This window comes from Kordia periserrulae (assembly GCF_003054265.1).
In the GTDB taxonomy this organism is placed as follows: Bacteria; Bacteroidota; Bacteroidia; order Flavobacteriales; family Flavobacteriaceae; genus Kordia; species Kordia periserrulae.
Window position 1 is genome coordinate 288,053 of the sequence record NZ_QBKT01000001.1, and the last position, 24,528, is coordinate 312,580.

The window sequence follows — 24,528 nt, forward strand, 5'->3', positions numbered from 1 at the left end:
TAAAAATACATTACCGTAGATATTTATGATTCTTTATGAAATTAATCTTGAAAGATGAGATTTCCTGTGTAATGTGCTGTAAAGTCAATGATTGGCGGACGATGTACGGCAATAACATCGCCTGTTCCGTAAATATCTCCAGAAAGTTCTCGTTGCGGATGGATGATGATATCGTTGCTTCCGCGCGAAAAGATAGCTACGGATTCTGCAATAAAATCAGCCGCTTCGACTCTTGAATTTCCTCCAGGAAAGTTGATACTAAAATTGTTCGTACTTCCCGTTATGAATAGATTGGATAAGTTATTGAACACTATTCGCAGTTCTTCATTTTGTACTTGCAAATTAAAGTTCCCAGAAGCTGCATTATCGTTCGTGAAGTTTTCTGAAATCAATGTCAAGTTTGGAAACGTTAAAATTCCGTCCGAACGTACTTCAAACTGCGTTTTACTCACAATTTCTGTAATGTTTGGACTTGTTATATACACAGTTGTGATTCCGTAATCGCGAACGTAATTGCAATCGTTGTTATCTGACAATTTTAGTGTTTCTCCCGTAACTTTGGCTTCAATATCGTTGAGAAGATTTTGCCCTGTTTCAATGGTTATTTCTTGTGTGACGCCTTCTTTTATGATTAACGTAATATGTTCTCCCACTTCTATTTTTGAGAAATTGGCAACCGTAATCACCTCTGTAACAATCGTTCCTGAAGTTTGAAAGCAATCGTTTGCATCTTCTGAGTTACAAGAAATACAGAGCAAGAGTAATATTATTAAGTATTTTATTCTTAGTATTGTTTTCACTTTGACTTTCGTGATTTTTTATTAAAATTTAAAAAATAAACCGCCGACAACATGTGTTTACTCACATTAGGCATGTCTTTATTGGTAATTGCCATGTTGAAAGCGTAGGTTAGTTTTATTTTTCTGTCACCATAACCTATTTCTGGTCTTACACGGAAACTGTTATTATTTTCCATATCAAAATACCAAACTGCTCCAGCTCCTAGATTGATTCCCCATAAATTAGAAAACCCTGCTATTTTCGGAGCAATTATATATTTATCATTAATGTAATGTTCAGTCGATATTGCATAGCCTTTTCCTACATCACCATAACCAGCAGATCCCCATTGGTAATGGAAATATCCTATTTCAAACATAGTTTCCCTAGCGCCATGAACTCCTAACACAATTCCATCTAATGGAGGATACTCTTCACTTTCGTTTTCAAAACCAAGTTTATTTTTTTTAATTGGCTCTTCTGGTGCCATTTGTGCTATTCCTATATGATATAGAAATAACACTATCATGCTACATAAAACTCTTTTTTTCATCTTTTGTTTTTTTCATGATTGTATAAAAGAGTCTTTTATTTATTAACTGTTACAATCTAATTCCAACTCCAAATTCTACCGCTTCTGCCTTGGCTGCGTGCGATTTGAGCGTTAACGCTCCAAACCATTTTTTACCAAAATAACGCTTCATTCCCACACGAATATAGGTTTGTCCTTCAAAATCTACTGGATAGTACACATAATAGCCCAATTGCGTAACGACCGATAATTTATTGATGAATAATTCGTGTCCCACAAATACTCCCACACGTTTGTAATCTTCATCGCCTGCTATTTCTCCGTTTGGAAATGCGATGGAACGATAACGAATCCATTCTTTTAAAAAGTTAGAGAAAAATACTTCCGTTCCGAGTTGAATTGCGCTTTTTCTACCCAAACGTTTGTCTGCATACGCAGATAGTATTGTAAAACCGTATTGTCCGCTTCCAATCGCATCACTTTCGTTGACGCCTGCGCGCAATACAAAGTTGAACTTTATTGGTTCGGCAAAGTTTTGTGTGACTTCTGTTTGTTGATATTCTATGAGCGATGTATCGTCAAGATTGTAATTGACACCTACATTAAACGCTAGCGTATTGATGCTTGTATTTGGCGCTTTTACGTTGGCATTGGAATAGTGTATGAGCGATAAACCTGCTTGCACGCCGATTCGCTTGAATAGGTTTTCTTTTTTGTAATTGAGCATCACGTACGTACTACTCATCAAGCGTGAACCGAAAGCGATATTTCTGAAATTTTCAACTTTGTCATATGGATTACTAGTGTACGCAATTCCTTGTCCGACACGCAACATTAAATTTCTATTGAGAAAGTAAAAATTATAGTGTGCATACAGTGCCAAATTCTCTCCTAAAAATTCATTTTGTAAGTTTTGATAGCTAAACGAAACCCCATAATCGGGATAGTTGTAAAACTGTGACCAATCGTCATAACCAAATGTTTTTTGATTGTAACTTATAATAAAACCTTCGGGATGTCCTGTAATCAAATGTAAAATATCGTCGTTGTGACGCGCAATGCTTCCACTAAAATAATTGACATCAACCGTTGCCGCTTTGGGCGCTTTGGTTGTGGTTGTCGTTTCTTGTGCTATACAACAATACGAATAGAGAAAAATAAGGAAAACTATTTTTTTCATAGCAGCGACAAATGTAGTTTTTATTTTACAAAGGTGATTATTTCTGTGATTTTTCTTGACAAAAGTAGAATTATAAACGATAAATGTTAACTACAGCATCCACATACTTCTGGTATTGAAAAACCTTCGGAACTAACTGTTTCATTTTCATAATTTTAAATCAATCTAAAAACCATATATCATGAAGAAAAAATCAATTCACAAGTTACACTTAAAAAAAGCAGCTGTTTCCAACTTGAATATGGCAGTTGTAAAAGGTGGAAACGATGCAAATTCGGATTTTCCATGTGTGTCCGTTAATTTCTCTTGCTTTTCCTTTAATTTTTGCGAAACTATCGATTATACAGCATGCAATGGAGAGTATATATGTCAAATTTATCAAGAACCACAACGTTAGTTTTTAGTTTATAAACCATCATCAAGGAGAGATTTTTAACGAATCTCTCTTTTTTATACATCCTATTTTTACACTTACAGCAATCACGTATGTAAAGTATTGTAAAACCCGCACAGTAACTTTCTGTTTTTTAATAGTTTTACACAACAAAATTACATTATGTAATAAATATACATACACGCAAATTTAGAAGCTTTTTCGTGTGCTTCCTATTTTGTCATTTAAGGGATTCGTATTTTTAAGGCTAGAATCTCTTGAGGCTATAATAGACTATTTGCGATGCTATGATAGATTGCTACTAGGTGCAATCGACAAACTGATTTCTAAAATAATCGATTTTATGTTTAGTTAAAAAAGAGGAATTTAAGGCATTCCTCTTTTTTTGTTTTAAATGTTAAATACAGCGAACACCTACTTCTAGTAATGTAAAACCTAAGACGTTTTTGTGACGTTTTTTCTAAATTTAGCATTCAAAAAATTTATTATCATGAAGAAAAAATCAATTCAAAAGTTATCGTTGAACAAGAAATCAATTTCTGATTTGAATACCAAAGCGATTAAAGGAGGAACCGGTGATTCTGAATTCTTTTGCCAGTCAGAAGATATTTGTGCAACTATAGATTACACAAGATGTAGAGGCGAATTGCAGTGTCAAATTTATGCAGTTCCTACTGACCAACCTTGGTAAATAAACAGTTGAAAATTGGGTTATAAAATTCAATTAAAAAACAAAATCATGAAGAAAAAATCAGTTACATCTTTAAAGTTAAAGAAATCTTCAGTTTCTACTTTAAATATAAATATTCTTACCGTGAAAGGTGGATTGGGAGATTCATTTCACATCTGCAATTCTGTGAATAATTTTTGTGACACTATTAATGTGACAAAATGTTATGGAAATGTAGAATGTGGTTATTTTAATACGAGAATAGATGTGTGTTAAATCGAGAAACTTATTTATTACAAACCATGAAAAAAAGTAAATAGTTAAGTTTTAAGATTGTTCTTTTGCTGCGTTGAAAGCAACAAGGACAACTCACACTGCATAAATGAGTTAGTAATAATTACTAATTGTTGAAAGGCAACTGCTCAACTTGTTTGATCCGAGAGTTGGGTATTGTTGATACAACTTTTCAATTATGCATTAAAAGAGAGGAGCTAAAGTTCCTCTCTTTTCTTTTTAAAATAACCTATAAATTATAGAAAAAACATACTTTTTGTACTGTAAAAATCTGCATTTTATTATTGATTTTCAATATCTTATCATTAATAATAAATACATAAATCATGAAGAAAAAATCTATTAAAAAGTTATCTTTAAAAAAGGCAGCCGTTGCAAATTTTAATCCTAACGACTTAAAAGGAGGAAATGATCCTTGGCAATCTGTGTATATCTGTGAATCAGAAAACTGGTGTCAAACAATTGATTACACAGCTTGTGACGGTGGTTACAACTGCGGAATCTTTGACAGAGGCACAAGAGACCTTTAGGCTACAAACACACGCATTCGTGTATACAAAAAGAGAGGAACATGTTTGTTCCTCTCTTTACATTTTTAAGTATAATCGCTTACAATTTCGACTAAAATATCTCTTTCGCAATGGCTTCAATATTGCTCGATCTTCCCATAGAATAGTAATGCAAAATAGGAACGCCAGCCGCCACCAATTCTTTACTTTGCTGAATACACCACTCAATTCCTACTTGGCGCACTGCTTTGTTATCTTTACAACGAACCACTTCCATAATCAAATCGTCTGGTAAATCTACTTTGAAACGATGTGGAATCAAGTTTAATTGTTTGCGCGTTGCAATCGGTTTTAATCCTGGAATGATAGGAACAGTAATGCCTTCTTTTCGGCATTTTTCTACAAAATCGAAGTATTTTTGATTGTCAAAAAACATTTGCGTTACAATATATTCTGCGCCTGCTTTTATTTTTTTCTTTAAAAAGTGAATGTCCGAATCCAAACTCGGTGCTTCCATGTGCTTTTCAGGATAACCTGCCACACCAATACAAAAATCGGTTGCGGAAGAGTTTTGCAATTCTTCATCCAAATACTTTCCATTGTTCAAGTCTTGTATCTGACTAACCAATTCAGACGCATAGCGATGTCCTTCTTTTTCAGCTTTAAAATAGATTTCACTTTTTACGGCATCACCACGTAACGCCACTACATTATCAATTCCCAAGAAATCTAAGTCAATCAAGAAATTTTCCGTGTCTTCTTTGGTAAATCCACCACACAAAATATGCGGAATCGCGTCTACTGAGTATTTATTTTGAATCGCCGCACAAATTCCAACCGTTCCAGGACGTTTTTTCACAACTTGCTTTTTCAATAATCCATTCTCCAACTCTTTAAACGTATATTCTTCTCGGTGATAGGTAACGTCAATAAATGGTGGTTTGTATTCCATTAACGGATCAATATTATCAAAAATAGATTTGATGTCTTGTCCTTTTAACGGTGGTAATATTTCAAAGGTAAACAAGGTTTTTCCTTCTGATTGTGCAATATGTTCTGTTACTTTCATTTAATCCTTTAGGTTTCATTCCCGAGAAAGCGGGAATCTTTGTTAAATATTCTTTCTTTTTCTCTTTTTCTTCTTTCTGTTGATTCGTGTTTACATTGAGTTTGCCGAAATGCCTATTAATTTACTGAATCTCGATTCTTGTTTCTTGATTCAAGAAAAATTCAAAATCCAACATTCAACATTTAAAATTCATAGACTAATCTGCCAACACAGGATGCAACCATTTTTGCGCTTTTTCAACCGTGATTCCTTTTCGTTTGGCGAAATCTGCTACTTGGTCGCTGGTTATTTTTCCAAGTCCGAAGTATTTCGCTTCTTCATTGGCAAAATAGTATCCTGAAACAGCGGCGGCTGGCCACATTGCTAAACTTTCAGTGAGCGAAACGCCAATAACGTTTTCCACATCTAGCAATTCCCAAATCGTTTCTTTTTCCAAGTGATCTGGACATGCAGGATAGCCTGGCGCAGGACGAATTCCTTTATACGTTTCTTTGATGAGCTCTTCATTTGATAAATCTTCTGCAGCAGCGTAACCCCAATGTTTCGTTCGCACTTGCTTGTGTAAATATTCTGCCAAGGCTTCCGCAAAACGATCGGCAATGGCTTGTGCCATAATCGCGTTGTAATCGTCGTTTTGTTCTTTGTAGCTTTTTGCCAATTCGTCCGCACCAAAAATAGCAGTACAGAACGCACCCATATAATCTTGCTTACCGCTTTCTTTAGGCGCGATAAAATCTGCTAACGCAATATTGGGCACTTCTTGTCGCTTTTCTAATTGTTGGCGCAAGGTTCTAAACACCGCAATTTCTTTTCCGTTTTTCTGAATGGAAATATCATCGTCGTGAATCGTATTTGCTTCAAACAGTCCAAAAATAGCTTTTGCTTTTAGTGATTGTTTTGCGATGATTTCCTCAATCATGTTCGTAGCGTCATTGTACAATTGTGTTGCTTGTTCGCCAACGACGTTGTCTTCTAAAATAGTAGGAAAACGACCGTGCAAATCCCACGAACGGAAAAACGGACTCCAGTCAATATACGGAACCAATTCTTTTAAACTTAACTGCGTCAGCTTCTGAATGCCAAGTTCTTTCGGTTTTACAATATTGCTAGTTTCCCAATCGATTTTATATTTTTTCTGGCGTGCTTCTGCTAAAGAGATGTATGATTTTTTCTGTTTACGCTTTAAAAACTTTTCACGGAATTCGTCATAATCCTTTTTTAACTGATCGCGATATGTTTTAGATTTTTTCTTGTTTAATAAATCGCCAACCACCGTAACTGCTCGTGAAGCATCATTGACATGTACCACCGCGTTTTTATACTCTGGATCAATCTTTACAGCTGTATGCGCTTTGGAAGTCGTGGCACCACCAATCAACAGCGGAATCTCCAAGTTTTGACGTTCCATTTCTTTTGCCAAATACACCATTTCATCGAGCGAAGGCGTGATTAAACCTGACAACCCGATGATATCTACGTTTTCTGCTTTGGCCGTTTCAATGATTTTTTCTGGCGGCACCATCACGCCTAAGTCAACAATTTCATAGTTATTACAACCTAGCACAACACTTACAATATTTTTTCCGATATCGTGTACATCTCCTTTTACGGTTGCCATTAATACTTTTCCAACCGCTTGTTGTTGCTCGCCTTTTTCAGCTTCGATAAACGGTTGCAAATACGCCACCGCCTTTTTCATGACACGTGCCGATTTTACGACTTGTGGTAAAAACATTTTTCCAGAACCGAACAAATCGCCCACCACATTCATTCCCGTCATGAGTTGTCCTTCAATGACTTCAATTGGTTTTTCAGCTTGCAAACGTGCTGCTTCGACATCTTCGATAATGTATTTATCAATTCCTTTGACAAGCGAATGCGTGATGCGTTCCTGCAATTCGTAATTGCGCCATTCTTGGATTGTTTCTGTGTCTGCTTTTTTGGTTCCTTTGTAGCTTTCTGCTAAGTCTAGTAAACGTTCTGTAGCATCATCGCGACGATCGAGAATGACATCTTCTACGTGTTCTAACAAGTCTTTTGGAATGTCGTCATAGACTTCTAACATGGTCGGATTTACGATTCCCATGTTCATTCCAGCTTGAATGGCATGATAGAGAAACACTGAGTGCATTGCTTCTCGCACTACATTGTTTCCTCTGAACGAAAACGACACATTGCTCACGCCACCACTCACACTTACATTCGGATAGGTTTCGCGCGTCCAGCGTGTTGCTTCTATAAAATCTATGGCGTTTTTGCGATGTTCTTCCATTCCTGTGGCGACCGGAAATATGTTTAAGTCAAAAATGATATCTTCTTCAGGAAAACCAACTTTATTGACCAATATATCGTAAGAACGCGCTACAATTTCCAATCGGCGTTCGTAGTTATCAGCTTGTCCAACCTCATCAAAAGCCATCACAATGACTGCCGCACCATAGCGTTTGATTTGCGTAGCTTCCCAAATAAAATTTTCTTCGCCTTCTTTTAACGAAATAGAATTGACCACACATTTTCCTTGTACTACTTGCAATCCGGCTTCAATGATGTCCCATTTGGAGCTATCAATCATGATAGGAACGCGGCAAATATCAGGTTCGGCAGCAATGAGATTTAGGAATTTTACCATCGCTTCTTTCCCATCAATCAAACCGTCGTCCATATTGATATCGATAATTTGCGCGCCGCCATCTACTTGGTGTCTGGCAATTGCCAACGCTTCATCGTATTTCTCTTCTTTGATGAGTCGTAAAAACTTCCGAGAACCTGCGACATTGGTACGTTCACCAACATTGATAAAGTTGCTATTCTCGTTTAAAACCAAGGGTTCCAAACCAGAAAGACGCATGAATTTTGTTTGCTTTTTAGGTGTTGGGTGTTGGGTATTGGATGTTGGGTATTGCATTTTTCTTTTTCTTTTCGTTGTTCCGCTTGTTCTTTGTTATTCGTTTTTTGTCAATTTGTCGATTTGTCTTTTATGGTTTTGATTGACAATTTTCGATGTAAACTTTTTATTTTTTAAGCACTAACAACCAATCTTCTAGGTTCATATTTAGCAGCTACTTCGGCGATGGCTTTGATGTGTGCTGGTGTGGTTCCGCAGCAACCTCCGATGATGTTGATGAGATTTTTTTTGAGATATTCTTCTATTTGAAGCGCCATTTCTTCAGGTGATTCGTCGTATTCTCCGAAAGCATTTGGCAATCCTGCATTTGGATGTGCCGAAATGGCAAAGTCTGTTTTGTTAGCAATGGCTTCTAAGTGTGGTTGCAATAGGTTTGCACCCAATGCGCAGTTGAATCCGACAGAGAGCAACGGAATGTGAGAAACCGAGATGAGAAATGCTTCTGCTGTTTGTCCGGACAAAGTTCTGCCACTGGCATCCGTAATGGTGCCACTTAGCATGATTGGAATTTTGATATTTCGTTCTGCCTTGACTTCTTCTATTGCGAATAGTGCCGCTTTGGCGTTTAGCGTATCAAAAACGGTTTCTACGAGTAGGATATCCACGCCTCCATCAATGAGCGCTTCTACTTGTTGTTTGTACGCAATGCGCAATTCGTCAAAGGTGACGGCTCTATATCCTGGATCGTTTACATCTGGCGACATGCTTGCTGTTTTGTTGGTGGGACCGATAGAGCCTGCAACAAAACGTGGTTTGTATGGCTCTTTAGCCGTGAATTCGTCCGCGACTTCTTTGGCAATTTTGGCAGATTCGTAGTTGAGTTCATACACTAAGTCTTCCATTTCATAGTCTGCCATCGCGATGGTTGTCCCTGAGAAGGTATTGGTTTCTACGATGTCTGCACCTGCGGCAAAGTATTTTGCATGTACTTCTTTGATGGCGTGTGGTTGCGTAATGGACAGCAAATCGTTGTTTCCTTGCAGTGACACATTGAAGTCTTTAAAACGTTCGCCACGGAAGTCTTTTTCCGTGAATTTATAAGCTTGCAACATGGTTCCCATAGCGCCATCGAGCACTAGTATTCTTTTTTCTAGTTCGTTCCAGATGTTTTTCATTTTCATTTTTTATAGTGTTCATACGTTTTGTCTTTTTTCAAAATATTTCTTTGAGATTCCACTTTCGTGGGAACTTGTCGTTAAGGATACTTCGGCTTTACTCAACAACTTTATATCCTTGCGTTAAGGATAGGAGCATTGTTGGAGCTCTTTGTATGATGAGATTCCTGCCTACGCAGGAATGACAGCGTACAAAAGCGACTGCGGATAGCCTGACCCGTTAGGGTAACGCCCAAATTATTATCAAAAAAGTAGTAGGAAATGGTGTGAATTTCACTTAGTTATCTATCTGCACTGCAGTAGAATGTAGCACCTTCTTTAAATGTAAAGGGTTGCTAAGGCGTCAGCGGGTCTATTCCCTCAACCTTTCTTGATAACGACAATATTTGTATGAACTATTTGCTACAAAGAAACAGTATAGAACAAGAAGATGCAAATATTTTTAGTTGATTTTTAAACGATAACGTTTTCGGTTTGGGTTTTGGGTTGGTTGTCTGTTTTTCGTTGTTTGTTATTTGTCTATTCGTCGATTTGTTGATTGACAACCGACAACCGACAACTAATTTTGAAGTTTAAGTTCTACAGATGGTTTGAGTTGATAGAAAAAGGTGACGTTTGGAGCATCGAGTGGATATACGATTTCCATTTCAAACGGAATGCTGAGTGAGGATTCGTTTCTTGTTAGCCAAATGTCTTTACAGACGTGTACTTTGGTGTCGATAATCATGGTATGGTAACGTTCATCGCCTGCTAAGTTGATGGTAACACCTTCAAATGTTTCTGGAAGTGCTTTGCTTCCGTCACTGCTGTTTACTGCTTTTCGAACGTCTAAAATGGTAGCAACTTCTTTTTCTTTTCGTGTGTCTTCACCTTCTTTTTGCGGATAGGTTAAGCTTGCTTTTACTATGACATTGTTTGGAATGAGTTCGCAGTTTTCCGAAAGTTGCGGTAGCATGTTCCACAGAATTGGCACGTATGATTCTCGATATAATAAAGCATCTAACGTTTCGCTAAAGAGAATGTGGTATTTTTTAGCATCTGGAATTTGAAAGGTTACCGCATCTGCATTGTAGAAATTGGTAACGTACGCTGCTAAATCTAATGATTTTACGAGTTTTTCTGCCATTTTGATAGAGTCCGGATTGATTTCTAATACGGCAAATTGTACTTCGGAAGCTTCAAATAACGGCGCTACTAAGGTGACAAATGGCGCGTACGGTCCGCAACCCGCGTAGAATATGTGAATCGTTTCGTTGGGATGTTGTTGTTGCTTTTCACGAATCAAGGCTACCATTCCTTTTAAAAATTTGGCAGTTCTGTGGTAATCTAATAAACAGGCAGCAGCGTGATTGAGCGACAGTGCTTTTCCGCTTGCTGTGGGTACTGCAGCGTTGTATTGCATGCCTTCTCTGTAGTCAGAAATATTAGTGGTTTCTAGATAGTGCTTGTGAATTTCGTCAACCGTATTTTTTATGGTTTCAAAGTCAGGCGAACTATTGAGAAGTTTTGTAGCGAGGTCTTTAATCGTATTGCGTAGCATGCTTGTTTTGATTTTGCATAAAAGTAAGTGATGCGTTTTGATTTCGCAACCCATATTTCTTTGTGTTTTTAGTTTTGGTTATTTTCTGACATGTTTTTTTATATAAAAAAGAAGTTTATTTTTAAAAACACAAAAGCACTCTCTATAAACATAAAGAGTGCTTTTTGCAAAACGATTGATACAGAGTTGTTAGTATATCACTTTTTGAATTTTCTGCTTCCCGTTTTCTAATACCACTTTTACGATAAGCGTACTATTTGTCGGTTTTAAATTCGTAATGTCATATACTTCTTGTCTGATATTACCTTTGTGTATTAAACGTTTTCCAAGAATATCGTGAATGGTAATTTCGTCTATTTGACTGTTATACGCATGTACTTTTATTTGCTGTTGACCTGTCGTAATTACAATTCCTGTGTTTGCGTCGAAATCATCCACACCTAAGGTGCTGCTGGCTGCAGCAACATATTTTAAGATGAAACGGTCTTCAAATTCTCCATTTTCAGAATAGAAGTTATACGGTGTCAAACGTAAATTGTGTTCGGTACTTGTGTACGTATCTTCTAAATAAATTTCTTGATTTGTTGCATTAAAAAGTCCGTCGAGCGCGTTAATAGCAATGGTATAATTTCCGCTTTGCGCGATGGTTACACCTAATGGTACTTGGTCATTGCTATCAAAAGGAACCGCTCTTCCTTGAATCGCCATTTTTTCATCTCCAATGAGCGAATAGATTTGCGTTGGCGCATTGCTTAGATTTAATCCGTCGTAAAGATTATCTGCACTGTTTGATGCACCTGTAATGTACCCAATAAGTGTAGAAGCCGCTTTGTTGTTTGGCGCAATAATGTCTAACCAAATTCTATTTTTTTCAATGGTTGTGGTTGACGTATCGCTTTCTGTATCACTGTTTTCAAATTGCACATCTGCTACGTCGGATGCTCTATAAAATTGATCATTAGTGTACGCTGTACCACGCATGGAGTTGTTAAACTGAACCGTGGTTGAAGCAGGTGCGGCATCGTCTACAAAGACAAAAAAGGCTTGTCCTGCCGCAATGTTTCCGTTAAATCCTGCCGGATTTGACCCTGTACTGTTGTATTGGATATAATCGTTTTCGTTGTAGTTATAATAGTAATCGCCATAGAAAGGATCGCCATAGGCATTGCTTGGCGCACTGAGATGTCTCCATAAATATACTGTTCCTGAAATGGTAGCAGCATTAGCTGCAATAAAAACATCTGCAGAGATTGCTGATGGATATGGATTTCCGATTAAGTTCCAGTTGTCGTCTTCTGCGGTTGTTGTTGTTCCATACGCTCCAGGATAGTCAACTCCTGTGTACGAACCTCTTGATACTGCGGTATTAATGATACCGTTGTTTGGACGTCCAATAAATTCTGCTGTACCCGCGACACTGGTTCCAGAAAGTCCTCTCACAATATATCCACTTCCAATTCCCATAGTTCCAGAAGCAGCTTGCCATGAACCATGATTTCCAATACCATTTCCGCTTACAGTAGGGTTCCATTCGTATATATAACTTGAACCTGGCGAAATATTGCCCACATCAAAACCTTCTACCGCAGTTGACCAATATACATAGTCTAAGTTTCCAACCGTAACGGCACGATCCATATTTATTTCTCCTGTGTTGTTATTGGAGGCTACATCGGTTACCTGTATAAGATTTGCACCGTCAGCCACATGCAACGTTCCTCCAGCTTCTACACGAATCCAATCTGTCACCGTAATGGAAGAACCTGGATCCATTTCAAGATATCCGCCATTTTTTATGGTAATATTTTTTGCTACTCCTGCTCCTGAAGCTCTGGTGTCAATAGTTAATCCGTTGTCTTTGATGATAACACAATCGTCTGATGTTGGCACTAAACTTTGCGCCCAGTTGGCTGAATTTCCCCAAGCATCTGCGGTACTTTCAAATATTCGTGTTTTGTTGGTTACATCAAAATTAGAACTTACTGCACCACAACCATTTGCCAAATTCGCATCAATGGTAAACGAATAGTTTGCTTGTGCTAATTGCGGTAACGTTGGCATTGCGTATACGGTTTCGTAACTTCCTGTGGTGTACGGCGTATCACCAACACCGTCGCTATCAGTATCGATGTATAAATCTATAATTCCAGAAGGAGTCGTTGTCCAATCTACAGCAGTTACATCTTTGTCTCCATAAAGTTGAATATTGTCCACCGCAATTCCATCTACCCAAATACCATAAAAGCGAATACGAACGCTGAGTGTTGGTTCGTTGATATACGCAGATAAATCATACGAAAGATTGTCAAACTTCGTTCCAATTCCGACATCGGCTACAATATCAGAAGTGATTGCTGTCCAGTTGGTGTTGTCGGTAGAAACTTCCACCGTAAAATAATCGTTTGTTGCGCCATTTCCATCCGCTAGATAGTGTGAGTAGTAACAATCGAAGCTAAACGTTAGGTTGACAAAATCCGTAGTATCGTACGAACTTGTGGATTGTAAGGCATTGTGCGTTACATAGGAATTCCCTGAACCATCTTGACCTACATCTGAATTACTCAGTGCAAATTGATCACTTCCAAATCCGGAAGAGATTGCTGGAAACCATACTTGTTCTGCTGGCACAAAGGTACTTGTTTGAACTTGCCACGCCGTTTTTGCATTGATAGTCGCGCCATTATCTACAATAACCACATTGCTAAAATCACCCAAACTACCCGATTCAAAGTCTTCATTTATTAAAAATACATCTTCCACATCGCCCGAAACAGAGATTTCGAGCATATCGTTTTCACCACATACGACTCTATTATTGATGTCTGGCGTTACATTGATGGTTGGAATCGGATTCACTTTCGCCACAATTGGCTCGCGCACCCACGATTCACAGGTTCCGTTGTATGCAGTTACGTAATAAGTGGTTGTTGCCGAAATAGAAGGCGTTGTCCAGTTTCCTAAATTTGTTTCTGCCAACATGGTTCCGCCAGTTTCTGCATCGTACCATCGATATCTTTTAAACCCAGAGAAAGATGCTGATACTGATAAATCTACCGTTCCAGGTCCGCAGGTTTCTCCATCAGTAATGGTATCAATAAGCGCGTCACAATACGGTTCAACTGTGAATAGATAATCTTCCGCTTCCCCGAATTGATCAAGGGTTGCACCTGTATTTACAAAGTCTTCACAAGGATTAAAGTCATACGAGTTGTTGTACGTTCCTGATGAGTAACTGTATCCTGTGTAGTTTCGTATGCGCAATTTGTAATCGCCAGCTGCAGTTCCGAGTGGAATGACAAACCCGAAAGTCGTCGTGGTCGTTGAAATGAAGTTTGAGTTGTACACTTCTTCCGTAGCTTCGTCAAATATATCATCTTGATTCCAATCAACCCATGCTTTCCACGTACATCTAAAAGCGGCTTCTACATATACATTGATACCTTCTCCTTCTACTTGTCTGGAAAGTGTAGCTAAACCAGTGTGATCTTGATATCCTGTACTGTATCCTGTACCTGCATTGGTTACATCTTGCAAAGTTCCCAAGAAAGATACTTCGTCAATATACATTCTACTTGGTGTATCGGTTGTTGGCTGACAGTTGATGAGTGAAGGCGTGGTAACACAAATATCAAAGGTTCCATCACCAGAACCTCCGTAACTGTACACACGCACATAATAGGTATTTCCAATCGTTAGTCCTGAAGCACTTATTCGTTCGCTATTGCTTCCCGTTGTCGCATCGGCACAGTCAATATTGGTACCATTACACGAACCAGAACGCAAATCTACCACAGCGTCCGTAAGTGTTCCTGGAGTTACCGTAATATCCAGGTCTGTTGCTGTTGCCACAAAACTAAACCATACATCGTCGTCTGCATTTCCTGTATAACCTCCACAACTGATTGCGGAGATACTCTGCGTTGCGTATAAAGTAGTGCCAGTAGTACTCGTGGTACAGACAGCTCCATTTACGGTAAGTGCTGTAGCATTGGCACATGCATTATTGGCTGGCGCAGAAGCTCCGTTGGAGAGTAAAGTAACAACAATATCGCCATTAAGATTGTTGGTAGTTGCGCAATTGTATCTATTTAAGTGAATTCTGTAATCGCCTGTTGTTGCTGGCACAAAATCTATGGAAGCGGCAGTTCCTACGCAGGCTGGTCCGTTGTCGTCATTGAATGCCACAAAATTTCCGCCAGAATCTCTGATGGTCATTTGCGTGTCATAGCCTGAACCACAGTTGGAAATCCTGTAGGTTGCTCCGGCTATCATGTTGGTGACATTGAAATTTCGCCTTCCCCCTTGGTTTGCTGGCGGAGTACAGCTTATACTACTTCCCACTACTGTTGGCGCAGCAGTGCTACATGCGTTTGTACTTATTCCGCTACACTGTGCCTGTAGATTCACAGATATAAAATAACATAGAATAAGAGTCAATGGTAGTTTTGCTCTCATAGACTGATAGATTTAGGGGTATTCGTAAAATTGGCTTATTATTAATCACGTTGAAATTATAAAATATATCTGTTCACTGAACTTAAGAAAAATGCATTTCAACCTCGTTTTTAAACATTTCGTCGAAACTACAGTCTTAAAGCGTTGTAAAAAGACAAAAATATACATCACTATTTACTAGGCTTTTACGATATTTTACCACAAAAAGGCATTTTATTTCAACTATTTGATTTATAGCTTATTACAAATATATTTTTTATATCGAACTGTCTTGTTATTTCATAAAAAAAGCGAACCGAAGTTCGCTCTATTTTCTGTTTATTACACCTAGAGTTATGCGCAATCTCTACATGTTGGCGTTTCTGTTTGTGTGATACAATCAATAAAGACACTAACACATTCTTGGTCTGAGATTGGCACACAATAGTCTGTTCGTTGACAATCAAAAGTCACCAAGCAAATATTATTTCCGTTGGCGTCCACAAAAGTTCGAACACAATTGGCTGTATTACCTCCAACCGCTTTATTGTATTCTAAACTAGAAATGGTTTTTCTGTTTAATGCTAAATTTTTTAAGTTCTTTTTTTTCATGACGTTTGTATTTTTAGTTACGAGGTAAAAAGGTAAAAATAATTTCACGTCATGAAGTACGGGATTCCCTTACTTAACGTTCATTTGTTAAGGCTTGCTGCAAATCGGCAATGATATCTTGTACATTTTCAAGTCCCACCGAAACACGGATAAGTCCGTCCGTAATGCTTGTTTCCAAACGGTCTTCTACAGAAAGTTTGCTGTGTGTTGTCGATGCTGGATGTGTTACAATGGTACGTGTGTCGCCTAAGTTTGCCGATAAAGAACAAAGTTTGATACTGTTTAAAAATTTTCTACCTGCGTCAACGCCGCCTTTTATTTCAAACGAGACCACATTTCCACCCAATTTCATTTGCTTTTTGGCGGTTTCGTATTGTGGATGCGATGGCAAAAAAGGATATTTTACCAATTGTACTTGCGGATGTGTTTCTAAGAATTCTGCTACTTTTAAAGCATTTTCACAGTGACGTTCTACACGTACGACTAAGGTTTCTAAACTTTTGGATAATATCCACGCGTTGAACGGCGACAATGCAGGTCCTGTGTTTCTGGAAAAGAGATAAATTTCACGAATTAAATCAGCGCGTCCAACAGTAACACCGCCTAACACACGACCTTGTCCGTCAATCAATTTAGTAGCGGAATGAATGACCAAATCGGCTCCAAATTGTATTGGATTTTGCAGATATGGCGTCGCAAAGCAGTTGTCTACGATAAAGATTAGATTATGCTTTTTTGCAATGTTTCCCAACAATTCCAAATCCAAAATATCTACAGCAGGATTTGTGGGCGATTCTGCATAGAGTACTTTGGTATTGGGTTGAATTAAAGATGCTATCTTGTCTACTTCATCGACTTTAAAATAGCTTGTTTCGATATTCCATTTGGGCAAAAACTTGGTAAATAAACTGTTTGTAGAACCAAATATGGAGCGAGACGACACAATATGATCGCCGCTATTGAGCAAGGCTGCAAATGTTGAAAATACGGCAGACATTCCCGTGGCAAAGGCATATCCGTCTTCAGCACCTTCCATTTTGCAAATTTTGGATACGAATTCAGACGTGTTTGGATTGGTGAAACGACTGTAAATGTTTCGTTGTTTCTCTTCCGCAAAGGAAGCGCGCATGTCTTCTGCATCTTCAAATACAAAACTCGACGTTAGGTACAACGGATTGGAATGTTCCAAAAAATCAGTCCGTTCAATTTGCGTCCGAATTGCTTGTGTTTCTATATGGTTTGAGGTCATTTTTTTGTTTTTTATTTACACTGAGCTTGTCGAAGTGTTTGTTGATTTGTTTTTTGTCAATTCGTCTATTTGTCTTGTTTCTTGGTTCTTGGTTCTTGATTCTTGATTCTTTTTAAATACTTTTAGATTTAAAATTTATCATTTTACATTTTGAGTTTCATAGTACTTCTCGATACAAAATTTTCTTTGAAAATTTCACTCGAAGTGACGTTTGTGCAATTCAAAATTGAGCATTTATAATTTTTCTGTTTTTCGTTATTCGTTGCTTTTTCAAAACTTCACTCATAACTCATCACTTTTAACTCATAACTTGAACTATGCTTATCAAAGGCATCTCGACTGCGCTCGATGTGACAATTTTCAATTCAAAATTCAACATTCAACATTTATAATTTAAAATTTAACATTTCTAGTTTCAAAGCTTCTCCGTTAGTCGTAAAATATCTCCAAAAACGCCTCTTGCCGTCACTGCTGCGCCTGCGCCTGCGCCTTGAATGACTAAAGGTTGTGTTTTGTAGGCTTCTGTGTAAATTTCGAAAATGGAATCGGAACCTTTTATCTGTCCCAATGCTGTATTGTTGGGAACAGAAATTAGTTTTACTTCTAAAATTCCTGTTTCTGTTGATAAATCACCCACATACCTCAACACGTGATTTTTTGGTTGATTCGCTTTGATGAGTCGATAGGTTTCATCCAAATCGGTGACTTTCTTTTTGAATTGCTGCAACGGAATCGATTGTAAGTGCGCTGGCAATAAATTTTGAATGGTAATGTCTGAAAATTCATGTTTCAAATCCAGTTCTCTGGCAAGGATTAATAACTTTCGTGCCACATCATTTCCCGATAAATCTTCACGCGCATCCGGTTCGGTATAACCATTTGCTTCCGCTTGTTTTAAAACGTCACTAAAAGACACATCTTCCACCGAAAACGTATTAAACAAATAGCTTAACGAACCTGAAAAAACACCGCGAATTTTGTTGATTTTTTCACCCGATTTGTGCAATAATTTAATTGTGTCAATTAATGGCAATCCAGCTCCAACGTTGGTTTCGTACAAATAATTTTTTTGATACTTTTTGAGTTCGCTTCGCAACGTTTCATAAAATGAGTACTCAACCGTATTGGCAATTTTATTTGCCGAAACCAAATCGAAGCCATTACTAACTAAACTTATATAATTATGAATGAAATCCTTACTTGCCGTGGTATCTACCGCAATTAAATTTTCTAAATGATGTGTTTTTGCGTAATCAATAATTTGTTGCACCGTGTAGGCAACTTTTTCTTTTTTGAATGTTTCTTTCCAATTGTCTGCAATGCCGTTTTTGTCTAAATATACATGTTGCGAATCTGCTACCGCAAACACATTGAGTTTGATATTGTTTTTGTCTAAAATGTCTTTCTTGCTTGTAATGATTTGATGGAGCAACGTGCCGCCGACCAAGCCTTTTCCAAATACGGCAATGTTTATTTTTTTAGAAATTCCGAAAATTTGACCGTGAATGACATTAATCGCTTTGTGTAATTGTGATTTTTTAACCACCAAACTCACATTTTTTCCAGAAACCGTATTGTTGAACAGAATCGGAACGATTTGATTTTTAATCAACGCGTTGTATGGCTTGTGAAATTCGCTCAGGTCTTGCCCAATAATGGAAATCACAGCGACATCATCTACAACCGAAATTTTATTGACATCTTTGTTATAGAAATCATTTTCAAATTCTTTTTCCAAAGCAACAATCGCTTTTGTCGCTTTGGCAGCGTCAATCACCAAACCAATTCCACGCTCAGACGAACCTTGTGAAATGATGCTCACATTGATGTCATTTTCGCTCATGGTTTTAAAAATTCGTGCATCTACGCCTACTCGTCCTAGCAAACCTCTTCCTTCCAAATTAATCAACGCGACATGTTCCATTACTGAAATTGATTTAATCCCTTTTTTAGTCGTTTTTTGCTTGATGATGGTACCTTCATCCGAGCTGTTAAAGGTGTTTAAAATACGCAACGGAATGTTTTTTTCAATCAGTGGCACCATAGTTTTTGCATGTAAAATATTTGCTCCAAAAGTGGCCAATTCGTTCGCTTCGTTAAAAGATAATTCTGAGATTTTTCGCGCATCAGCGACCAAATCAGGATTTGCGGTAAAAATGCCGTCTACATGTGTGTAATTTTGCAACTCTTCCGCATCTAAAAAATTCGCCAACAACGCCGCGGTATAATTGCTTCCGTTTCTGCCCAACGTAGTCGTTTCATTGTTTTGATTAGAACCGATAAAACCCGTAACAATATTCACTGTAGTTCCGTTGTGCGATTTGAAATGATTGATAATATTTCTGCGCGAAATGGTATCTAAAGGACGTGCATTGCCAAAGGAATTGTCCGTTTTAATCAAGTTTCTAGCATCCGCAAAATGCGCGTTGACACCTTCTTTTTTGAGTAAATTGGTCACTAATTTTGCTGCAATCAATTCGCCTTGCGACACAATTTGATCTTTTATTTTTTCACTGTAATCGCCTAATAAATAAACACCTTGAAATAAATTTTCGAGCGTAGTGAATTCTTCTGTAAAATCGATGGAGCGATCTATTTGACTTTGATAGGCTTTAAAAGCGGTCAATTGTTCGTGATAGGATTCTTTGTTGATTGCTTTTTCTAACATTTCTAGCAATTCGTCCGTTGCGTTTCCGCGTGCCGACAAAACCACGGCAATATGTTCTTGTTTTTTTGCCTTTTCTTTGATGATGTCTATTGTGGCTTTAATTCCTTTTCCGTTTGCGAGCGATGTACCACCAAATTTTAAAATTTTCATAACAATGTGTTGTGTGCTAGTTTAGATAGATGATTTTTGAACTTGAAATATGTTTCTGAGAATGAGACTTAATTGTCCGTATTCTATTAAAAATGCGTCGTGTCCATGAATGGATTGTATTTCATCGTGATATACATTTTCTTTGAAACGTTGCAAACGTCGGTAAGTTTCTAGGTCTTCATCAGGCGAGAAAAAGAGATCACTATTGATACTGATAATGTGAATGTTTCCCGTGATTTTTGAAGCCACTTCTTCCAACGATGTTCTTCCTCTTGTAATGTCGATGGTTTTTAGCAATTGATTCATCAATTTGTACGCCGCCAATTGATAACGCTGTTGTAATTTTTTTCCGTGATGCGCCAACCAACTTTCGGTATTGAATATGTTTTTTTCTTTGTGTTGCGTTCGCTGAAATTTTACTTTGAGCGAAAACGGCGTTCTGTAACACAACATGGCATGAATACGGGCATCTTCAATTGGATTGTTGGAATTTTCTAAGATGCGTTCTTGCAAAAAACAATTTCCAATCAGCCAATCGGTCGATTTCCAATCGGAAGCAATCGGAATCAAATTTTGAATTAAATTGGGTTCTAACACTGCCATTTCCCAAGCAATTCCGCCACCTAAGGAACCGCCAATCGCTGCAAAAAGCTTCTTGATTTGCAAGTTTTCCAATCCTCTGAGAAAAATCTTGGCAATATCACGCGCTACAAAATCTTTGTAATGCTCAATCAATCCAACTTCTGCTGAAAAACCATTGCCAGGAATGTCGAAACTTAAAATTTTGAAATGATTCGTATCAATACATTTATCATCGCCAATCAAGCTATTCCACCAACCGTTTTCCCCAGTCACTTCCGAATTTCCCGTCAAGGCATGATTTACCAAAACAATCGGCGCATTGGCATCATCCGAACCTACAAGCTGATAACTCAACTTGAGGTTTGGATAATACGCGCCGCTTTCCGTAAAGAAATTTGAAATGGTAATATGTGCTGTTTTTTGTGCCGCCATCACGCTGTTATGATGCTGGAATTCCAGCGGTTATTTTGTCGAATACGGTTTGTAAATCTGTTTTTAAATCTTCCACATCTTCCAATCCAACAGACAAGCGAATTAAATCTTGCGTAACACCTGTAGAAGCTTGTTGCTCTTCTGTCAATTGCTGATGTGTGGTACTTGCTGGATGAATAATTAAGGATTTGGTATCGCCAATATTGGCTAAGAGCGAGAATACTTTTGTTTCATCAGCAATGCGTTTTGCCGCTTCGTACCCAGCTTTGATACCAAACGTTACAATGCCACTTTGTCCTTTTGGCAAGTATTTTTCTGCTAAAGCTTTGTAATTGCTCGTTTCCAATCCCGGATAATTTACCCAAGCTACCGCTTCTTGTGTTTGCAACCATTTTGCTAATTCGAGTGCGTTTTTGCTGTGTTGTTTGATTCGAATTGGCAAAGTTTCCAATCCTTGAATGATTTGAAACGCGTTGAACGGACTCAATGCCGAACCAAAATCGCGCAATCCTTCAATACGAACTTTCGCAATAAACGCCGCGGCTTCCAACGCTTCGCTATATACCAATCCGTGATATCCTGGTGATGGTTCTGTAAACTCTGGAAACTTTCCGTTGGTCCAGTCAAACGTTCCCGCATCGATGATAGCTCCTCCTAAGGCAGTTCCGTTTCCGTTAATGTATTTGGTAAGTGAGTGAATGACGATATTTGCACCGTGTTTGATAGGATTCAATAAATAAGGCGTGGCAATGGTGTTATCGACAATGAGTGGAATTTTGTTGGCTTTGGCTTGTGCGGAAATCGCTTCGATATCTAACACATCTAATTTTGGGTTTCCGAGCGACTCAATGAAGACAGCTCTTGTGTTTTCTTGTACAGCATCTGAGAAACTATTTTCTACGTCTGGATCGACAAATGTGGTAGTAATTCCGAGTCTTGGTAGCGTGACGTTCAGCAAGTTATACGTTCCGCCATACAAGCTATTGGAAGCTACAATATGATCGCCTGCTCTAAGCAAAGTTAGTAGCGTCGTTGCAATGGCTGCTGTCCCAGATGCAGTAACTACTGCGGCAATTCCACCTTCCAATGCTGCGAGTCGTTGCTCTAAAATATCGTTGGTCGGATTGTTAATTCGGGTGTAAATATTTCCTGGCTCTGCTAAGGAAAATAAATTGGACGCATGATCCGAATTATTAAATACGTACGCTGTTGATTGATAAATTGGAACTGCTCGTGTTCCGCCATTTTGCGTAGTGTCGTGTCCTGAATGCAATGCTTTTGTTGCGAATTGTTGTGTGCTCATTTTCTTTGTTTTTAGTGTGTTTGTATTTTATGTTCTTTGTTTTTTGTTCTTCGTTATTTGTTATTTACACTGAACTTATCGAAGTGTTTTTAAACTGGATTTGTTGAAATTGTACCAATGAAAAAAGGCCCTTTTGGGAAAACTATTACCAAAAGGACCTTTTTTTGAATTATAACAAATGCGTTAGCATTTATCTGGAACTTTTCGATAATAGCAAGCTTGGCTACAGCACATCATGCACATAACCATCATCATACAGCAACACGTTGTTTTGGTTGGTTCGATTCCTGCTATTTGAAAAATTTGACTCATTGGTTTTTGAAAAAAAAATTAACTTAAAATATAATCATGAAAAAAGCCTCTGCGTTTTGCAGAGGCTTAATGTTATTGTGAAATACGTTCAGTTATCGTAATACAATAGAGTCCTCTGCGGCATTTCTACTACACATCATACAACACATATTACAAACTTTAGTATACATTTTCTGTTTTGTTTGTCACAAAGGTAAAGTTATAATTTTTTAAAATCCAAATCTTTTTTTGAGAAATTTTCTTTTTTAACAGTTTTTTACGTTCTCAATAAAAATCTTTTTTTGTTGTTTGTTTGTACTTAGTTTTTTATACATTTGCACCTGTTTTGAGGAAAAATTTGAACTGATTGCAACCTCAAGTACTGAATTTTCAGTATGCTAAAAAATGCTAAAGCAGTAATTTTCTACTTCTTTAGACGACCAAGCAATCGCTTTTTTAATTTTCCACACTATTTTAATTTTTAAAAGAAGATTTATTATGTCATATTTTTTTACCTCTGAGTCAGTTTCAGAAGGACATCCAGACAAAGTAGCAGATCAAATTTCTGATGCTTTAATTGATAACTTTTTAGCGTTCGATCCTGAGTCAAAAGTTGCTTGTGAAACGTTAGTAACTACTGGTCAAGTCATCCTTGCGGGAGAAGTAAAATCAAATACGTATTTAGACGTTCAAAAGATTGCTAGAGAAGTTGTTAACAAAATTGGCTACACGAAAAGCGAATATATGTTCGATGGAAATTCTTGTGGTGTTTTATCGGCTATTCATGAACAATCTGAAGACATTAATAGAGGTGTTGACAGAGAAACGAAAGAAGAGCAAGGTGCTGGTGACCAAGGAATGATGTTTGGATATGCTACCAAAGAAACTGAAAACTTGATGCCTTTAGCGTTGGATTTATCACATTTACTGTTGATTGAATTGGCGGCTTTGCGTAGAGAAAATAAAGAAATCACCTATTTACGTCCAGATGCGAAAAGTCAGGTAACAATTGAGTATAACGATGATAATGTACCTTCACGCGTAGAAGCAATTGTAATTTCTACACAGCATGACGATTTTGACGAAAGTGATGAAGTCATGTTAGCAAAAATTCGTGAAGACATCGTAAATATTTTGATTCCTCGTGTAAAGGCGAAATTAAAGCCAGAAATTCAAGCATTATTTGGTGATGATATCAAATATCACATCAACCCAACAGGAAAATTCGTTATTGGTGGACCACACGGAGATACTGGCTTGACAGGTAGAAAAATCATCGTTGATACCTACGGTGGAAAAGGTGCACACGGTGGTGGAGCGTTCTCTGGAAAAGACCCAAGTAAAGTAGATAGAAGTGCTGCGTATGCAACGCGCCATGTAGCGAAAAACTTAGTAGCTGCTGGTGTTGCTGATGAGATTTTAGTACAGGTTTCCTACGCTATCGGAGTGGTTGAACCAATGGGAATTTTTGTGGATACGTACGGAACTGCCAAAGTTAACATGACCGATGGAGAAATTGCTGAAAAAGTAAAAGAAGTATTTGATATGCGCCCAGCAGCGATTGAAAGTCGTTTAAAACTTCGTACACCAATGTACAGTGAAACAGCAGCTTACGGACACATGGGACGTACAAATGAAGTGGTTTCTAAAACATTTACCACACCAAGTGGCGAAACAAAAACAATGGACGTAGAGTTATTTACTTGGGAAAAATTAGACTACGTAGACAAGGTAAAAACAGCTTTCGGATTGTAAGATTCTAAGCTTAGTTATATATTTAAAAACCGCTTTTGTAATTTATACAAAAGCGGTTTTTTTA

Annotated in this window: 17 protein-coding genes and 1 riboswitch; of the genes, 4 read left to right on the forward strand and 13 right to left on the reverse strand. The window is 37.8% G+C overall.

Features of this window, described 5'->3' with window-relative positions:
- Positions 1 to 41 precede the first annotated feature (41 nt).
- From C8N46_RS01335 to C8N46_RS01345, 3 genes are read right to left on the reverse strand one after another with little or no spacing between them, the layout of a single operon-like run.
- On the reverse strand, positions 42 to 800 hold the full coding sequence (locus C8N46_RS01335) for a head GIN domain-containing protein (RefSeq protein ID WP_245896680.1): 759 nt from the start codon (positions 798 to 800) through the stop codon (positions 42 to 44).
- On the reverse strand, positions 797 to 1,333 hold the full coding sequence (locus tag C8N46_RS01340; RefSeq protein ID WP_108113054.1) for a hypothetical protein: 537 nt from the start codon (positions 1,331 to 1,333) through the stop codon (positions 797 to 799). The genes C8N46_RS01335 and C8N46_RS01340 overlap by 4 nt, the downstream gene beginning before the upstream one ends.
- A gap of 49 nt (positions 1,334 to 1,382) precedes the next feature.
- Positions 1,383 to 2,492, reverse strand: a complete 1,110-nt coding sequence (locus C8N46_RS01345; RefSeq protein WP_108113055.1) for an acyloxyacyl hydrolase — start codon at positions 2,490 to 2,492, stop codon at positions 1,383 to 1,385.
- 181 nt (positions 2,493 to 2,673) lie between these two features.
- Here C8N46_RS01345 and C8N46_RS01350 point away from each other — a divergent pair, with 181 nt between their 5' ends.
- The 3 genes from C8N46_RS01350 (at position 2,674) to C8N46_RS01360 (ending at position 4,380) form a co-directional block, all read left to right on the forward strand.
- Entirely contained in the window at positions 2,674 to 2,889 is a 216-nt protein-coding gene (locus tag C8N46_RS01350) for a hypothetical protein (RefSeq protein ID WP_108113056.1), read from the forward strand.
- A 487-nt stretch (positions 2,890 to 3,376) separates the two neighbouring features.
- Positions 3,377 to 3,577, forward strand: a complete 201-nt coding sequence (locus C8N46_RS01355) for a hypothetical protein (RefSeq protein WP_108113057.1) — start codon at positions 3,377 to 3,379, stop codon at positions 3,575 to 3,577.
- Positions 3,578 to 4,176: 599 nt separating this feature from the next.
- Positions 4,177 to 4,380, forward strand: coding sequence for a class I lanthipeptide (locus C8N46_RS01360; protein WP_108113058.1), 204 nt, complete (start codon positions 4,177 to 4,179; stop codon positions 4,378 to 4,380).
- 91 nt (positions 4,381 to 4,471) lie between these two features.
- Here the strand turns inward: C8N46_RS01360 and metF are convergent, their stop codons facing one another.
- The 10 genes from metF to C8N46_RS01405 form a co-directional block, all read right to left on the reverse strand.
- On the reverse strand, positions 4,472 to 5,428 hold the full coding sequence (gene metF / locus C8N46_RS01365; RefSeq protein WP_108113059.1) for a methylenetetrahydrofolate reductase [NAD(P)H]: 957 nt from the start codon (positions 5,426 to 5,428) through the stop codon (positions 4,472 to 4,474).
- A gap of 196 nt (positions 5,429 to 5,624) precedes the next feature.
- Positions 5,625 to 8,333, reverse strand: coding sequence for a methionine synthase (gene metH / locus C8N46_RS01370; RefSeq protein WP_108113060.1), 2,709 nt, complete (start codon positions 8,331 to 8,333; stop codon positions 5,625 to 5,627).
- 113 nt (positions 8,334 to 8,446) lie between these two features.
- Positions 8,447 to 9,448 carry a homocysteine S-methyltransferase family protein gene (locus C8N46_RS01375; RefSeq protein WP_108113576.1) on the reverse strand — a complete coding sequence of 334 codons (1,002 nt, stop codon included), beginning with the start codon at positions 9,446 to 9,448 and terminating at the stop codon, positions 8,447 to 8,449.
- A 278-nt stretch (positions 9,449 to 9,726) separates the two neighbouring features.
- A riboswitch (SAM riboswitch) is annotated at positions 9,727 to 9,828 on the reverse strand.
- A 179-nt stretch (positions 9,829 to 10,007) separates the two neighbouring features.
- On the reverse strand, positions 10,008 to 11,042 hold the full coding sequence (locus C8N46_RS01380; protein WP_146169692.1) for an SAM-dependent methyltransferase: 1,035 nt from the start codon (positions 11,040 to 11,042) through the stop codon (positions 10,008 to 10,010).
- Positions 11,043 to 11,177: 135 nt separating this feature from the next.
- The gene (locus C8N46_RS01385; protein WP_146169693.1) at positions 11,178 to 15,443 is read right to left on the reverse strand and encodes an Ig-like domain-containing protein; all 4,266 of its coding nucleotides are present in this window, start codon (positions 15,441 to 15,443) and stop codon (positions 11,178 to 11,180) included.
- A 333-nt stretch (positions 15,444 to 15,776) separates the two neighbouring features.
- On the reverse strand, positions 15,777 to 16,034 hold the full coding sequence (locus C8N46_RS01390; RefSeq protein ID WP_108113063.1) for a hypothetical protein: 258 nt from the start codon (positions 16,032 to 16,034) through the stop codon (positions 15,777 to 15,779).
- Positions 16,035 to 16,107: 73 nt separating this feature from the next.
- A complete protein-coding gene (locus C8N46_RS01395; RefSeq protein ID WP_108113064.1) occupies positions 16,108 to 17,283 on the reverse strand; it encodes a trans-sulfuration enzyme family protein in 1,176 nt (391 codons plus the stop codon).
- A 415-nt stretch (positions 17,284 to 17,698) separates the two neighbouring features.
- Positions 17,699 to 20,101: a bifunctional aspartate kinase/homoserine dehydrogenase I gene (gene thrA, locus C8N46_RS01400; RefSeq protein WP_245896683.1), complete on the reverse strand. Its 2,403-nt coding sequence runs from the start codon at positions 20,099 to 20,101 to the stop codon at positions 17,699 to 17,701.
- Between the two features lie 21 nt (positions 20,102 to 20,122).
- On the reverse strand, positions 20,123 to 21,115 hold the full coding sequence (locus C8N46_RS20835) for an alpha/beta fold hydrolase (RefSeq protein WP_245896685.1): 993 nt from the start codon (positions 21,113 to 21,115) through the stop codon (positions 20,123 to 20,125).
- Positions 21,116 to 21,122: 7 nt separating this feature from the next.
- Positions 21,123 to 22,418 (reverse strand): O-acetylhomoserine aminocarboxypropyltransferase/cysteine synthase family protein, encoded by a 1,296-nt coding sequence (locus C8N46_RS01405; RefSeq protein ID WP_108113065.1) that lies wholly within the window; start codon positions 22,416 to 22,418, stop codon positions 21,123 to 21,125.
- Positions 22,419 to 23,207: 789 nt separating this feature from the next.
- Here C8N46_RS01405 and metK point away from each other — a divergent pair.
- Complete coding sequence (gene metK, locus C8N46_RS01410) at positions 23,208 to 24,464, forward strand: methionine adenosyltransferase (RefSeq protein ID WP_108113066.1); 1,257 nt, start codon at positions 23,208 to 23,210, stop codon at positions 24,462 to 24,464.
- Positions 24,465 to 24,528: the final 64 nt, after the last annotated feature.

Coding starts and splice junctions, on each gene's coding strand:
- metH (WP_108113060.1), bottom strand. CDS start 8,333: ATGCAATACCCAACATCCAATACCCAACACCCAACACCTAAAAAGCAA.
- C8N46_RS01385 (WP_146169693.1), bottom strand. CDS start 15,443: ATGAGAGCAAAACTACCATTGACTCTTATTCTATGTTATTTTATATCT.
- C8N46_RS20835 (WP_245896685.1), bottom strand. CDS start 21,115: ATGGCGGCACAAAAAACAGCACATATTACCATTTCAAATTTCTTTACG.
- C8N46_RS01390 (WP_108113063.1), bottom strand. CDS start 16,034: ATGAAAAAAAAGAACTTAAAAAATTTAGCATTAAACAGAAAAACCATT.
- C8N46_RS01360 (WP_108113058.1), top strand. CDS start 4,177: ATGAAGAAAAAATCTATTAAAAAGTTATCTTTAAAAAAGGCAGCCGTT.
- metF (WP_108113059.1), bottom strand. CDS start 5,428: ATGAAAGTAACAGAACATATTGCACAATCAGAAGGAAAAACCTTGTTT.
- C8N46_RS01380 (WP_146169692.1), bottom strand. CDS start 11,042: ATGGGTTGCGAAATCAAAACGCATCACTTACTTTTATGCAAAATCAAA.
- C8N46_RS01355 (WP_108113057.1), top strand. CDS start 3,377: ATGAAGAAAAAATCAATTCAAAAGTTATCGTTGAACAAGAAATCAATT.
- C8N46_RS01340 (WP_108113054.1), bottom strand. CDS start 1,333: ATGAAAAAAAGAGTTTTATGTAGCATGATAGTGTTATTTCTATATCAT.
- thrA (WP_245896683.1), bottom strand. CDS start 20,101: ATGAAAATTTTAAAATTTGGTGGTACATCGCTCGCAAACGGAAAAGGA.
- C8N46_RS01345 (WP_108113055.1), bottom strand. CDS start 2,492: ATGAAAAAAATAGTTTTCCTTATTTTTCTCTATTCGTATTGTTGTATA.
- C8N46_RS01405 (WP_108113065.1), bottom strand. CDS start 22,418: ATGAGCACACAACAATTCGCAACAAAAGCATTGCATTCAGGACACGAC.
- C8N46_RS01350 (WP_108113056.1), top strand. CDS start 2,674: ATGAAGAAAAAATCAATTCACAAGTTACACTTAAAAAAAGCAGCTGTT.
- metK (WP_108113066.1), top strand. CDS start 23,208: ATGTCATATTTTTTTACCTCTGAGTCAGTTTCAGAAGGACATCCAGAC.
- C8N46_RS01395 (WP_108113064.1), bottom strand. CDS start 17,283: ATGACCTCAAACCATATAGAAACACAAGCAATTCGGACGCAAATTGAA.
- C8N46_RS01375 (WP_108113576.1), bottom strand. CDS start 9,448: ATGAAAAACATCTGGAACGAACTAGAAAAAAGAATACTAGTGCTCGAT.